This window comes from Pseudomonas sp. MWU12-2029 (assembly GCF_023242425.1).
Taxonomy (GTDB): domain Bacteria; phylum Pseudomonadota; class Gammaproteobacteria; order Pseudomonadales; family Pseudomonadaceae; genus Aquipseudomonas; species Aquipseudomonas kribbensis.
In genome coordinates, this window is the sequence record NZ_JALJDY010000004.1 from 541,953 (window position 1) to 555,138 (window position 13,186).

General features: G+C 60.7%; 16 protein-coding genes, 1 pseudogene and 1 riboswitch. Of the genes and pseudogenes, 8 read left to right on the forward strand and 9 right to left on the reverse strand.

What is annotated here, in order from left to right; genetic code table 11:
* Positions 1 to 27 precede the first annotated feature (27 nt).
* Both M5B44_RS12835 and M5B44_RS12840 read left to right on the forward strand, forming a co-directional pair.
* Complete coding sequence (locus M5B44_RS12835; RefSeq protein WP_085709324.1) at positions 28 to 1,026, forward strand: class I SAM-dependent methyltransferase; 999 nt, start codon at positions 28 to 30, stop codon at positions 1,024 to 1,026.
* A 40-nt stretch (positions 1,027 to 1,066) separates the two neighbouring features.
* A riboswitch (yybP-ykoY riboswitch) is annotated at positions 1,067 to 1,189 on the forward strand.
* An 88-nt stretch (positions 1,190 to 1,277) separates the two neighbouring features.
* Entirely contained in the window at positions 1,278 to 1,862 is a 585-nt protein-coding gene (locus M5B44_RS12840) for a TMEM165/GDT1 family protein (protein ID WP_085709323.1), read from the forward strand.
* A gap of 44 nt (positions 1,863 to 1,906) precedes the next feature.
* Here the strand turns inward: M5B44_RS12840 and M5B44_RS12845 are convergent, their stop codons facing one another.
* Positions 1,907 to 2,725, reverse strand: coding sequence for a M48 family metallopeptidase (locus M5B44_RS12845; protein ID WP_096822780.1), 819 nt, complete (start codon positions 2,723 to 2,725; stop codon positions 1,907 to 1,909).
* A 1,352-nt stretch (positions 2,726 to 4,077) separates the two neighbouring features.
* Between M5B44_RS12845 and M5B44_RS29045 the strand changes: the two are divergent.
* Together M5B44_RS29045 and M5B44_RS29050 are read left to right on the forward strand one after the other, a co-directional pair.
* A pseudogene (locus M5B44_RS29045) lies at positions 4,078 to 4,275 on the forward strand (HAMP domain-containing protein); the annotation flags it as partial.
* Between the two features lie 111 nt (positions 4,276 to 4,386).
* Entirely contained in the window at positions 4,387 to 5,130 is a 744-nt protein-coding gene (locus M5B44_RS29050; RefSeq protein WP_371320924.1) for a methyl-accepting chemotaxis protein, read from the forward strand.
* A gap of 4 nt (positions 5,131 to 5,134) precedes the next feature.
* Here M5B44_RS29050 and M5B44_RS12855 read toward each other — a convergent pair whose 3' ends face one another.
* From M5B44_RS12855 to M5B44_RS12865, 3 genes are read right to left on the reverse strand one after another with little or no spacing between them, the layout of a single operon-like run.
* Entirely contained in the window at positions 5,135 to 5,758 is a 624-nt protein-coding gene (locus M5B44_RS12855; RefSeq protein WP_248739361.1) for an SOS response-associated peptidase, read from the reverse strand.
* Positions 5,759 to 5,794: 36 nt separating this feature from the next.
* Positions 5,795 to 6,055: a putative signal transducing protein gene (locus M5B44_RS12860; RefSeq protein WP_085709319.1), complete on the reverse strand. Its 261-nt coding sequence runs from the start codon at positions 6,053 to 6,055 to the stop codon at positions 5,795 to 5,797.
* 9 nt (positions 6,056 to 6,064) lie between these two features.
* On the reverse strand, positions 6,065 to 6,247 hold the full coding sequence (locus M5B44_RS12865) for a CPXCG motif-containing cysteine-rich protein (RefSeq protein ID WP_085709318.1): 183 nt from the start codon (positions 6,245 to 6,247) through the stop codon (positions 6,065 to 6,067).
* Positions 6,248 to 6,389: 142 nt separating this feature from the next.
* On the opposite strand from M5B44_RS12865, the gene M5B44_RS12870 reads away from it, so the two are divergent.
* Positions 6,390 to 7,553, forward strand: coding sequence for a 1-acyl-sn-glycerol-3-phosphate acyltransferase (locus M5B44_RS12870; RefSeq protein WP_178083434.1), 1,164 nt, complete (start codon positions 6,390 to 6,392; stop codon positions 7,551 to 7,553).
* A gap of 49 nt (positions 7,554 to 7,602) precedes the next feature.
* On the opposite strand, the gene M5B44_RS12875 is transcribed toward M5B44_RS12870, so the two are convergent.
* On the reverse strand, positions 7,603 to 7,875 hold the full coding sequence (locus M5B44_RS12875) for a hypothetical protein (protein WP_114885469.1): 273 nt from the start codon (positions 7,873 to 7,875) through the stop codon (positions 7,603 to 7,605).
* Between the two features lie 193 nt (positions 7,876 to 8,068).
* On the opposite strand from M5B44_RS12875, the gene M5B44_RS12880 reads away from it, so the two are divergent.
* Complete coding sequence (locus M5B44_RS12880) at positions 8,069 to 8,275, forward strand: hypothetical protein (protein ID WP_039766399.1); 207 nt, start codon at positions 8,069 to 8,071, stop codon at positions 8,273 to 8,275.
* Positions 8,276 to 8,334: 59 nt separating this feature from the next.
* On the opposite strand, the gene M5B44_RS12885 is transcribed toward M5B44_RS12880, so the two are convergent.
* A complete protein-coding gene (locus tag M5B44_RS12885) occupies positions 8,335 to 8,919 on the reverse strand; it encodes a YajG family lipoprotein (protein ID WP_134828069.1) in 585 nt (194 codons plus the stop codon).
* Between the two features lie 189 nt (positions 8,920 to 9,108).
* Between M5B44_RS12885 and M5B44_RS12890 the strand changes: the two genes are divergently transcribed.
* Together M5B44_RS12890 and mqo are read left to right on the forward strand one after the other, a co-directional pair.
* Entirely contained in the window at positions 9,109 to 9,342 is a 234-nt protein-coding gene (locus tag M5B44_RS12890) for a hypothetical protein (protein WP_039766297.1), read from the forward strand.
* Positions 9,343 to 10,042: 700 nt separating this feature from the next.
* Positions 10,043 to 11,551: a malate dehydrogenase (quinone) gene (gene mqo / locus M5B44_RS12895; protein WP_114885473.1), complete on the forward strand. Its 1,509-nt coding sequence runs from the start codon at positions 10,043 to 10,045 to the stop codon at positions 11,549 to 11,551.
* 77 nt (positions 11,552 to 11,628) lie between these two features.
* Here mqo and M5B44_RS12900 read toward each other — a convergent pair whose 3' ends face one another.
* The 3 genes from M5B44_RS12900 to M5B44_RS12910 all read right to left on the reverse strand — a co-directional run bounded on the left by M5B44_RS12900 (position 11,629) and on the right by M5B44_RS12910 (position 13,103).
* Complete coding sequence (locus tag M5B44_RS12900; protein WP_007951679.1) at positions 11,629 to 11,916, reverse strand: PA4642 family protein; 288 nt, start codon at positions 11,914 to 11,916, stop codon at positions 11,629 to 11,631.
* Positions 11,917 to 11,979: 63 nt separating this feature from the next.
* On the reverse strand, positions 11,980 to 12,459 hold the full coding sequence (locus M5B44_RS12905; protein ID WP_248739362.1) for a hypothetical protein: 480 nt from the start codon (positions 12,457 to 12,459) through the stop codon (positions 11,980 to 11,982).
* A gap of 86 nt (positions 12,460 to 12,545) precedes the next feature.
* On the reverse strand, positions 12,546 to 13,103 hold the full coding sequence (locus M5B44_RS12910; protein WP_085709312.1) for a hypoxanthine-guanine phosphoribosyltransferase: 558 nt from the start codon (positions 13,101 to 13,103) through the stop codon (positions 12,546 to 12,548).
* Positions 13,104 to 13,186 lie beyond the last annotated feature (83 nt).

Consider the following 13,186-nt stretch of genomic DNA (forward strand, 5'->3'; position numbering starts at 1 on the left):
GCGGCACTTTTTTTCACAGGAGCAGTTATGGATCCGCGCAGTGAAGTACTGCTTCGTCAGGTCGAGTTATTCCAGGGTTCGCTGTTGCTGGCCGGTCTGCCCGCCGACGACCTGCTCGGGCGCCTGCCCAATGCCTTCGGCTGGTGCTGGCATGCCGGCGATCAGGCGGCGCTCGATGCCCGCTTCGAAGGTCGCAGCCATTTCGGCGTGAATGTGCCGGAGCGCGAGTTCGACAGCGCGGTGGTGTTCCTGCCCAAGTCCAAGGACCTGACCGACTACATCCTCAATGCCGTGGCCTCGCGTCTGGCCGGGCGCGAAGTGTTTCTGGTCGGGGAAAAGCGCAGCGGCATCGAGGGTGCATCCAAGCAGCTCAACCCGTTCGGCAAGCCACGCAAGCTCGACAGCGCGCGTCATTGCCAACTCTGGCAAGTGACGGTGGCCAACGCTCCAGAAGCCAAATCCCTGGAAAGTCTGGCCCAGACTTACGAACTGCCGCTGGCCGAAGGCCCGCTGAAAGTCATCAGCCTGCCGGGCGTATTCAGCCATGGCCGACTGGATCGCGGCAGCGCCCTGCTGCTGGAGCATCTGGACAAACTGCCGAGCGGTCACCTGCTGGACTTCGGTTGCGGTGCCGGCGTGCTTGGCGCAGCGGTCAAACGTCGCTACCCGCACAACCAGGTCACTCTACTCGACGTTGATGCCTTCGCGGCCGCCAGCAGTCGCCTGACTTTGGCCGCCAACGGTCTGGAAGCCGAAGTGTTGACCGGTGACGGCATCGATGCCGCGCCGATGGGCCTGAACGCAATTCTGAGCAATCCGCCGTTCCATGTCGGCGTTCACACCGATTATTTCGCGACCGAGAACTTGCTGCGAAAAGCGGCCAAACATCTGAAAAACGGCGGCGAACTGCGCCTGGTGGCAAACAGCTTCCTGAAGTATCAACCGCTGATCGAAGAGCATCTGGGCGTGTGTGCGATCAAGGCCGAAGGCAATGGTTTCCGGATTTACCGGGCCAAGCGCGGCTGAAAATTAGCACTTGCCGAATGGATTGCGCCTAGGCAGAATCCGCTCCGTCCTAGGGGAGTAGTCTCCCACGAGCGCCATGCTCGTCCGGCATACGTCAACATACTTGATCCTCAGATCATGGCGTATGCGACCCAAGCGTCCGCAGCAGACGGATCGCAGGGTTTGACAAGACCTATGACACGCACACCTTACCCGGGGCGGGAAGGCTGTACGTGTCATAGCCGTGTCGACCCGCCCCTTAGGAAATCCTGATGCTGGACTCGTTACTCGTTCCCACCGCAATCGTTGCCTTGGCCGAAATCGGCGACAAGACGCAACTGCTCGCGCTGATTCTCGCCGCTCGCTTTCGCAAACCCTGGCCGATCATTGCCGGTATCGTCGCGGCGACCCTGGCCAACCACGCCGCAGCCGGTGCGGTAGGCGCCTGGTTCGGCAGCTTCTTCTCCGATGCGGTCCTGCACTGGATTCTCGCCGCAAGCTTCACCGCCACCGCCCTGTGGACGCTGGTGCCGGACAAGATGGACGACGATGAAGCCAGCACCGCCCGCAAGTTCGGGCCGTTCCTGACTACGCTGATCGCGTTCTTCCTGGCGGAAATCGGTGACAAGACCCAGATCGCCACCGTGATGCTGGCCGCGCAATACCCTGAGCTATGGCTGGTGATCATCGGCACCACGGCGGGCATGCTGATTGCCAACGTGCCGGTGGTTCTGGCGGGTAATTTTGCGGCGGAGAAACTGCCGCTGACCCTGATCCGTCGCCTGGCCGCCTCGGCGTTCATGATTCTGGCGATCGTCGCGGTGTACAAGGCAATGCAGAGCAGCGGCTGGGTCTGATCCGGCAGATCGCTCCCACACTCAGTGCGGGAGCGATCATTGCTTCAGGACTTTGGCGCTTTTTCGTAGAGCGGCATGACCTTCGGAATTGCCGCCTGCAGCGAGGCAATCCGGCTGGAGGATGCCGGGTGAGTGCTCATGAACTCCGGCGGTGCACCTTCGGACGCCTTGCTCATCTTGTTCCACAGAGTGATCGCGGCGTTCGGGTTGTAACCGGCGCGAGCCGCCAGTTCCAGGCCGATCAGGTCGGCTTCGTTCTCGTTGGCGCGGCTGTTGGGCAGCGTCATGCCGTAGTTGGCCACGGTATCGGCCAGCGCCAGGCTATCCTGACCCAGACCGAGCAACGCGCCAGCGCCCTGCTTGGCCATTTCGATGCCATAGGCCTTGGACATCGCTTCACGACCGTGCTCACGCAGGGCGTGGGCGATTTCATGGCCCATGACCGCGGCGATTTCATCGTCGGTCAGTTTCAGGCTGTCGATCAGCCCGGTGTAAAAAATGATCTTGCCGCCAGGACCACAGTTGGCGTTGAGCTCGTCACTCTTGATCAGGTTCACTTCCCACTGCCATTGCGCGGCATCCGGACGGAAGTTCGGCGCCTGGGCGATCAAGCGGTTGGCAATCGCCTGAACCCGCTTGGCTTCGTTGCTGGTCTTGTCCAACACACCTTTGCTGGACGCCTCGCCAACGGTCTTCTGATAGGACTGGGCATACATCTGGTCGACCTCTTGCGAGGACAGCATGCTGAACATGTACTGCTTGCGCTCCACGCCCACGGCACCGCCGCTGGTGGTGTTGACCGACTGACAACCGGCCAGCAACAGCGCCGCGCTCAGTGCACTTACAACCAATGTCTTGTTCATTCAAAAGCTCCCTGAAAACATGCCGCGTATCCTAGGCGGGTAATTGTATCGACGCCAGATACAACGGACGTGCTGCACCCACTTTCAGAAGTAGTCCGCCGGCCCTGTAGGAAAAAATTCACATCCACCGACAAGCCCTCTGCAACTGCGTCGCGCACTGATCCATTTGCGACATCCGCCTTCAATTGCGCGCTCTTCGCCTCATGGCGCAATAGTGGCTGCCGATACAGCAGCGCAGACGTCCTCTTGCGTGCGGAGCTTCCATGAAATTCAAGTCGATCCAGTTTTCCGTGGCGGCCCTGGCCGGCGCCATCGTTCTCAGCGTGGTGGCTGCGCTGGTGCTGTATGCGCTGTTCTCCGGCGCCCGCACCCAAGAGATGGTCCAGCAGCGGACCCAGGACCAGTTCGAACAAGTCATTGAACAACGCCTGACTTCCCTGGCGCAGACCCAGGTCAGCCAGATCCAGCGCGAGCTGGAAGCGCCGCTGCTGATTGCCGGCGGGCTGGTGCGGGTCAACGCCCTGCTCGGCACGCCCGGCGCCGATGGCCAGCCACGACTGACCGTCAGCCGCGAGCAGCTGATCAGCCTGATCAAGGAAAACGTCGAAAAGAACCCGAAGATTCTCGGCACCTACATCGGCTGGGAAAAGAACGCACTGGACCACAACGACGCGGCCTACATCGGCACCAGCGTGGTCGGCATCGACGCCGCCAACGGACGCTTCCTCCCGTGGTGGTTCCGCAATGACGACGGCACTCTGGGCCTGGACAAACTGGTAGACGTCGACGACCAGAAAGTCCTGTCCACCGGCGTGCGCGCCAGCGAGTACTACCTGTGCTCGAAGGAAACCAAAAAATCCTGCGTGATCGATCCGGCGCCTTACAAGGTCGGCGACAAGATCGTCATGCTCGCCTCGTTCATTGAACCGATCATGCTCAACGGCGCCTTCCAGGGCATCGTCGGTGCCGACCTGTCGGTGAACTTCATCCAGGAAATGCTTCTGGGCGCGAACCAGAAACTCTACGGCGGCGCCGGGCAAATGGCCCTGATTGGCGGCAACGGCCGGATCGTCGCCTACACCAAGGACCCGAGCAAATTCGGCGAGAAGGTCAGCGACATTCTCGACGCCCAGCAGATTGCCAACATGGCCAATCTCAAGCGCGGCGAAGTGACCTATTCCGTCAATAAAGAGGCGGGCCGGATCGAGCTGTACCTGCCGTTCGGCATCGGCCAGACCGACGCACGCTGGACCCTGATGCTGCAACTGCCACTGAATGCGGTGATGGCCGATCTGCAAAAACTGCAAGGCGACCTCGACGCCCAGCGCAAATCCGACACTTTTGGCATGGCCATGGTCGGCCTGATCATTGCCGGCCTCGGCCTGCTGGTGATCTGGCTGGTGGGCCACGGCATCGCCCGACCGCTGAAGCAAATGGTGACCATGCTCGATGACATTGCCCAGGGCGAAGGCGACCTGACCCGTCGCTTGAGCAGTGACCGCAAAGACGAACTCGGTTCAATCGCCAAAGGCTTCAATACCTTCCTCGCCAAACTGCAGGCGATGATCACGCAGGTGGTGTCGTCGGTGCAGAGTGTCAGCGACTCTTCGGAACACACGGCCGACATCGCGATCCGTACCAATATCGGCATTCAGAAGCAGATGGCCGAGATTGATCAGGTCGCCACGGCCGTGCAGGAAATGACTGCCACCGCGCAGGACGTGGCGCGCAACGCGACCCAGGCCGCACAAGCCGCCAGCCATGCCGATCAGGCCGCCAGCCAGGGCATGCAGATCGTGCGCGACACGTCGAATTCGATCGGCGTGCTGGCCGTGGAAATCGGCAAAGCGGTGGACGTGGTGCAGACACTGGCCAAGGACAGCGAAAACATCACTGCCATCCTCATCGCCATTCGCGGGATCGCCGAACAGACCAACCTGCTGGCCCTCAACGCCGCCATCGAAGCGGCCCGTGCCGGCGAGCAGGGTCGCGGGTTTGCCGTGGTGGCCGACGAGGTGCGCAACCTGGCGCAGAAGACCCAGAAGGCCACCGAAGAAATCCAGAGCATGATCCAGCAACTGCAACAGGGCACCCGCGATGTGGTGCGGGTCATGGAAGACAGCCAGAACCGCACCGACGAAAGTGTGCAGCACGCGGCCAAGGCGGCCGAAGCGCTGGAGACCATCACCCAGGCCGTGTCGGTGATCAACGACATGAACACCCAGATCGCCAGCGCCGCCGAGGAACAGAGCGCGGTGGCCGACGACATCAACCGCAACGTGATCAACATCGGTCAGGTGGCGAATGAGGTGGCGGGTGGTGCGGATGAGTCGAGTTCGGCGAGTGCAGACCTGACCAAACTGGCGGAGCAACAGCGGCGGTTGATCAATCAGTTCAAGGTCTGACCGATCACGCCGGGGTCAAACACTCCGGCCCGTTGAGTTTCGGATCATTGACCAGGTTCGCCAGCACCCGCTCGCGCAAGGCGGCGGGTTCGCTGGCGAGCAGGCCTTGCAGGACATGCAGCGGCGTCTCGGGATCGAGCCATGCCGCCTGCCCCGCCTCGTCGAGAATCAACGGCCGGCGCTGACTGGCCGCCGGTTGCGTAATCACCGCGGTACTGAGCCAGACCTGCTCCTGCACCGGATACGCCTCCCAGATCGCCGCAAAAAACAGCGAAGAACCTTCCCCCGGCGTCAGCCAGTACGGCTGCTTGCGCACATTACCGCGCCATTCGTAGAAACCGTTGGCCGGCAGCAGGCAACGGCGCAGGCGAAGGGCTTCGCGAAACATCGGTTGTTCGGCGACGGTTTCGGCCCGGGCGTGGGCCGGGGTGCGCGACAGATCGGTCAGCCATGGCGGCGTCAGGCCCCAGCGGGCGCGGGCCAGGGTGCGCTGGCCGTCAGGCTCGGCACGCAGCATCAACACCGAATCGTTGGGGGAAATGTTCCACTGCGCCTGCTGATCGGCGGGAAAACCTGGCAGCGCCGCGAAGTCGCGGCTCCAGCGAAACAGGGCATAACGTCCACACATGGGGCAGCACGACTCAAGAATAAAACGAACGCCAGCCTAACAGACCAGCGTACCGGGGAAGCTCTCCGGTTCATCGCCGGGCAGCGGCAGCGCGGCATTGTACGCGCTGATCAGTTCGCGGGCGTATTCGGCCTGATCGTTCTCGACCGAAAGCCCCAGCAGGCCGAAGATCGGCAACTCGCCCGTGCCACCGAGCAAATCGCGCCCGACGAGATGCGCCTCGATGCCTTCGCTGGCGAGCATGCCCTTGAGCATTTCGCCCTCCATCAGGTTTTCCGGCTCGTAGATTCGCTGCATGGGCGCACCTCACTCGTTTTCGCTGAACACTTCGAGAAACCAGTCCTGACCATCGACCTGCAACACAAAGGTGATCGGCCGGCAACACACCTGACAGTCTTCTATATAAGTCTGATCACCCGCCGACAGATCCACTGTCGTCTCGACTTCCTCCCCACAGTACGGACATTCATACAGTGCGCTTTCCAGCATCGCGGTCTCCCGGGTGACTTGTGCGTATAATCGCCGGTCTATTTGCAGGGCTAATTTTGTCTGGCTACTTTTTCAGACCGTGCCCCGTTGGTTTTCGATCAAAACCTTTACTTACCCTAGCCGTTTCCAACAAGAGAGCATGATGGGCGAATTCGATGCCATCCGACCTTACGACGACAGCGAAGTACCTGCGGTACTGGCAAGACTGCTCGGCGACAAGGCGTTTCTAGATATCCTCACCCACTTCCGCTTCCCGCGTTTCGCCGGTGCCTTCGGCTGGATGCTCAAACCACTTATAGCCCATCGGCTGCGTCGTGAGTTCGCCGACGTGACCTCCGTGGCGACTTTGCAGGACAAGGTCGAGTTCTACGTCGACCACACCATCGAGCGCGCCACCGACGGCGTGACTTACACCGGTGTCGAGCAATTCAAGTCCGGCAGCGCCTATCTGTTCATCGCCAACCACCGCGACATCGTGATGGACCCGGCCTTCGTCAACTACGCGGTGTATCACGCCGGCCTGCCGACGCCGCGCATCGCGATTGGCGACAACCTGCTGCAAAAGCCGTTCGTCAGCGACCTGATGCGTTTGAACAAGAGCTTCATCGTTCACCGTTCGATCACCGGACGCCGCGAGAAAATGGCCGCGTACCAGTTGCTGTCGGCCTACATCAACCACTCGATCCGCAACGACTGCGCTTCGATCTGGATCGCTCAGGCTGAAGGCCGCGCCAAGGACGGCGACGACCGTACCGAGTCGGCGATCCTCAAGATGTTCCACATGAGCCGCAAGGACGAGCCGTTCGGCGAGGTCATCCAGTCGCTGAACCTGACGCCGGTATCGATCAGCTACGAATACGACCCGTGCGACCAGGCCAAGGCCCGCGAGCTGTACATCCGCGCCACCACCGGCACCTACAGCAAGGCGCCGGGCGAGGATGACGTGAGCATTGCCAAGGGCATCACCGGCTACAAGGGCCGGGTGCACGTGAATTTCGCCGCGCCGATCACCGAACTGTTCGAAGACACCAAGCAACTGGCGGTCGAGATGGACAAGCAGATTCTCGGCGGCTACCGGTTGTTCCCGGTGCATTACCTGGCGTATGCGCAGTGGGCGGATGCCGATCCGCAGTTGAACGTGCCGAAGGCTGCCGACGTGTTCGGTGCCGAGGAACTGGCCAAGGCCCAGGAAGAATGGCAAAGCCGTCTGGATGCCTGCCCTGAGGAGCATCGTCCGTATCTGGTGCTGCAATATGCGACGCCGGTGCGCAATCAGTACCGGGTCAAGGCTGGCTTGCCGCTGTAAGCGGTGTCGAGCGGATACAAAAACGGCGCCTTCGGGCGCCGTTTTTCGTTCAGTAGCGGGTACTGATCCAGGAAATCAGCAACGCCAGTCCCAGACAGGCGAAACCGAAACGATAGAAAAACCGGTTCATGCGCAGGGTCGCCCAGTCCAGCACCGGCTCCTGATCCGGCTGGCTCTGGCGCTGGGCCGCGATACTGGCCATCGCCCGTTGCTCACGCCGACGGGTCGCGTGCAGCAGCCAACTGCCCGGGAAGGCCAACAGCAGGGCCAGCAGGTTGATCAGTTTGGCGGGATGGGCGGTAAACAGCGTCATCAAGTGCATCACAGACCTCAATCTAAACCGGAATGGCGAACGCCAGACCGACGACCGCGGCGCGGATTCTACCGAAACCCTCCCCCGGTGCCCTACCCTTTGCGACAAATTACCCATCAATCGACCGATGGCTGTCCTGTGTCACGGCATCGTCATTTGTTTCGGCCACCCTGCGCGCCTCGAAACGTAAACGGAATGCGACATGCTTCACGCTGAAAACCAGGATCGCCTGTACCTCATCTCCCCGTCCGACGAACAACAGACCCTCGTCGGCAGCCTGGCCTTCAATGTTCAGGACCGTCACTGGCTGGTGTATTGCGCCCTCGGCGGGCACCAGCATGCGGACTTGCCCGAGACCGATCTGCTGACCGGCGTCAGCGTCCTCGACTTCTACTCGCAAGCCGCCTGAATGAAAAAAGCCCGGGACCATCGCTGGCCCCGGGCTTTTTTTCACATCTGGCGAACGCTTTATTCAGCGAGGATCTGGCCGATGGACGGATCCTTGAACACACGGGTCAGCGCGTCGCTCAGTACGTCGCTGACCAGTTTGGTATTGGTTTCCTGGTTCGGCGCCATGCCGAAACGCTGGTCCAGCGAGGCACCGTAACGGCCGCTGTAGCGACGGTTGCCGCTCTGCACGTCGGAGCGGAAAGTCGCGCCGATGGTGGCTTCGGTCACGTACATGCCTTCTTTCGGCGACTGGTATTTCAGTTCAGTCAGAGTCACGGTCAGTTGCGGAGCATTCATCGCACCGCTGGACGGGGTGAAGCCCAGCAGACGCACGGCCGCTTCGGCCTGGGCCTGCAACTTCGGCACGATCTGCTCGCGCTGGACGGTGATGGCGCTGGTTTCCGGGTACAGGCCACCGCGGGTGCCCAGGGTTGGCGACGGACGACCGTCGACCACACGAACCACGACTGGCTGGCCATGGCCGACCGGTGCCAGCTGAGTGGTCAGCTTCGGTTCCGGGCTCAGTTGTTGCGGGCTGTGGGCGCAGCCAACCAGGGTCAAACTGGTCACAGTGATCAAACCGAACAACAGGCGTTGCAACATGCTCTTCTCTCCAGAATCAGGCACAGACAGGCCCGCAGTATAGCGGTGGGCCACTGCGGGTCACCAGCACTGAAATCTCAGACAAACCCCGCTGCACACGGTTCCTGTCACAGATTGTTCACCCTCCATACATGTTCGCTTCACGGTCCTTTGACAATCTTCGTCACAGATCTCCAGAAGGAACACACTATGCGCTATCTGATCTCGTTGTTCGCTCCACGCCCGCTGCACCGCAGCTTCGCCCTGCTCGACCGCAACGGCCATTGCCAGGCTTTCAAGCAGTGCAGCCTGCAGCCAATGGGTGACGGCTGGGTCGAAATCGAGGAAATCCGCCTCAACTGGTTGCATCAGCCCTTGCCTGCCAGTGCCCGGGTCGAGCAGCAGCGCCCTCGCGCACGTGCCCAGGCGATGTTGAGCATCTGACCGGATGCCTAATAAAAGTCATTAAACTCGACCAACTCCCCGCATTTCTTCGATACAATCTCCCCCCGATTATAAGGACGTCTCCTGATCGGGCCCCGCAACAGCGTCAATGCGCTTGCATTGGCATCCAAATCGCCCACAGAGAGCCGCCCACACAGATCGAGTGAAGCTGGCGTGCTTGCTGTTTCCCTGGCAAATCCCCGCTTTTCGCGAATCTGCAGAGCTGTCATGACGCTCGGTCACTGAGTTGTTTGCCCCTCCGGGCACGGTGCCAGCCGGGACAGCCCTTTTTGAGGTTCACGTCTTCAAAAGAGCGTGAAAAAAACGGGTTTTCACAACTTCACAAGAGTGTGGCGAGCAAATGAATAGTTTTGCGTCTGAACATGCACCATTAGCGTCTGAAACAGCCCAACGACACAGGAACGGGTACGCCTCGAATACCGGAGCCTGAAGCCTGTCCGCTACGGATTTGGTTGCACAAACGGATGTCTCGACCATAAGTCGAATTGCCAGCCACGTGCTGAAATGAGTTCATGTGACTCTTGAAGCCAGGCCGCACGCATCCGTCGAAGTTGCGAAAAATTGCGAAGATTCGGACATGGCAAACCTGGCCATGGGTACCTGGGGCGTAACTGACCTGCCCCGGACACCTGGCAGCCATGCCGACAATTTGGTGCTGCAGATTTTGGAGACGCGTTAAATGGCGCATAACGAAGCAGTCGACGTAGTTCTGGTTGGGGCCGGCATCATGAGTGCCACCCTTGCAGTGCTGCTCAAGGAACTCGACCCGGCGATCAAGCTGGAAGTCGTCGAACTGATGGATTCCGGTGCCGCGGAAAGTTCCAACCCGTGGAACAACGCCGGTACCGGCCACGCCGGCCTCTGCGAGCTGAACTACACGCCGCAGAATGCCGACGGCACCGTCGACATCAAGAAAGCCGTACACATCAACACCCAGTTCGAGGTGTCGAAGCAGTTCTGGTCGTACCTGACCAAGAAAGGCACGTTCGGCTCGTGCAAATCCTTCATCAGCCCGGTCCCGCACCTGAGCTACGTCGAGGGTGAAAAAGGCGTTTCGTTCCTCAAGGAACGCTTCAACACGCTGCACAAGCATCACGCCTTCGCCGACATGGAATACACCGAAGACAAGGCGAAGATGGCCGAGTGGATGCCATTGATGATGCCGGGCCGTCCAAAGGACCAGGTGCTCGCCGCCACCCGCGTGATGAACGGCACCGACGTCAACTTCGGCGCGCTGACCAATCAGTTGCTCAAGCACCTGACCAGCGCCCCGGATGCCCAGGTCAAATACTGCAAGCGCGTGACCGGCCTCAAGCGTAACGCCAACGGCTGGACCGTCAGCATCAAGGACGTCAACAGCGGCAGCAGCCGTGAAGTCGACGCCAAGTTCGTGTTCCTCGGCGCCGGTGGCGCGGCCCTGCCGCTGCTGCAAGCCTCGGGCATCGAAGAGAGCAAAGGCTTCGGCGGCTTCCCGATCAGCGGCCAGTGGCTGCGTTGCGACAACCCGGAAGTGGTCAAGCATCACCAGGCCAAGGTTTACAGCCAGGCCGCCGTGGGTTCGCCACCGATGTCCGTGCCGCACCTGGACACCCGAGTGGTCGATGGCAAGAAGTCCCTGCTGTTCGGGCCATACGCCGGTTTCACCACCAAGTTCCTCAAGCACGGCTCCTTCATGGACCTGCCGCTGTCGGTGCGCGCCGGCAACATCGGCCCGATGCTGGCTGTGGCCAAGAACAACATGGACCTGACCAAGTACCTGGTCAGCGAAGTGATGCAGTCGATGGAACAGCGCCTGGAATCCCTGCGTCGTTTCTACCCCGAGGCGAAAGCCGAAGACTGGCGCCTGGAAGTGGCCGGCCAACGGGTGCAGATCATCAAGAAAGACCCGAAAAAAGGCGGCATCCTGCAGTTCGGTACCGAACTCGTCGCTGCGAAGGACGGCTCCCTCGCCGCCCTGCTCGGCGCTTCGCCAGGTGCTTCGGTGACCGTCTCGATCATGCTGGAACTGATCGAGAAGTGCTTCCCGGCCAAGGCCAAGGGTGAGTGGGCTGCCAAACTGGCGGAAATCTTCCCGGCCCGTGAAAAGGTCCTGGAAACCGACGCTGCGCTGTATCGCAAGATCAACGCGCACAACAACGTCGCGCTGGAACTGGTTGAAGCCAGCAACGAGACCGAAAGCTACGCCTGATTCGGCTCCATGAAAAACGCCCCGCACTCGATGAGTGCGGGGCGTTTTTTTATGCCTCGGGAAAACCGCGGGGATTATCAGCCGCGCGCTTTCTCGATCAGCTCGATGTATTCCGGGGCGTTGCGTTGATCGCGGATCTGGTCGACGAAAGTCTTGCCATGCTCGTCCTTGCCGTCCACGTCATAACCGGCTGCAACGAAGAACGTCAGGAAACGCTCGAAATCGTCGATGCGCAGGCCACGGTAGGCCTTGACCAGTTTGTGCAGCGACGGCGAGGTGGCGTCGACCGGCTCAAAATCGAGGAACAGCTTGATCTGCTCATCGCCGATCTCGTCACCAATCACTTGCTTCTTATCTTTACGCATTGCCGACTCCAGCTCGCAGACATTTCACGGGGCGGGCAGTTTACCCCCGCCCGGGCACAGGGCTCAACGCGCACGCGTGCTGCCGGTGTGCAGATCGGCCCAGATGTGGCCGTTGGCGTAGCTGAGGAATTGCACATACACGGTGTCATTGCGCAGCAGATCGATGATCACCCGGTATTGGGCCAGCGGATAGAACAGGGTCAGGGTCTTGCGCTGGTCGTCGTACACCGGTTTTTTCAGGCTTTTGCTTTCGCCATCGAAGCTGACCAGCACCTGACTGATCGTCGCGCCCTTGTTCAGGGACTTGCCCTTCAGGCGGATCATCAATGGCGAAGTGACCGGTATCGGCTGCTGGTTGGACTGACGTTGAGCGCCGACCACCACCGAATAGTCGGTGACCTGCAGAAGTTGCTGCTGCTCGGGTTCGGCATCGCGCAGGGTGAGGTCGTCGGGCGGCAGGAATTGGCTGTGCATCGGCGCGGCGGCCAGGGGCAGGCAGAGGGTCAGCAACAGGGCGGCGCAGCTGCGGATCAAGAGGCTCATGACAGGCTCCGGAGGGCGGGGCCGAGCACTTTAGCAGCCTTTAAAAGCAAAAGATCGCAGCCGGGGCTGCGATCTTTCAGGGGTTCTTACATGCCTTTGACGGCGAAGATCCCGTTGGCGTTGCGCCAGTAGCCTTTGTAGTCCATGCCGTAACCGAAGATGTAACGGTCGACGCACGGCAGGCCGACGAAATCGGCTTTCAGGTCAGGACGGGCCTTGCGGTCGTGATCCTTGTCGATCAGCACGGCGGTGTGCACGGCACGGGCACCGGCGTGTTTGCAGAAGTCGATGATCGCGCCCAGGGTGTGACCTTCGTCGAGGATGTCGTCGATGATCAGCACGTCACGGTCGATGAACGAGACTTCCGGCTTGGCTTTCCAGAACAGGTCGCCGCCGCTGGTTTCGTTGCGATAGCGGGTGGCGTGCAGGTAGGAAGCTTCCAGCGGGAACTGCAGATGGGTCAGCAGCTTGCCGGAGAAAATCAGCCCGCCGTTCATCACACAGAACACCACCGGGTTGCTCTCGGCCAGTTGTTCGTTGATTTGTGCACCGACGCGGGCAATGGCAGCCTCGACTTCAGCTTCGGTGTACAGGCAGTCAGCCTCTCGCATGATTTGACGGATATGCTCGAGATCAGCGGACATGGCGCTCTCCAAGGGGGGTCTGTTTCGGAAAAGCGGGCAAAGGTACGCATCCCGCACGGCCGAATCAAGCATTTGTGGACTAA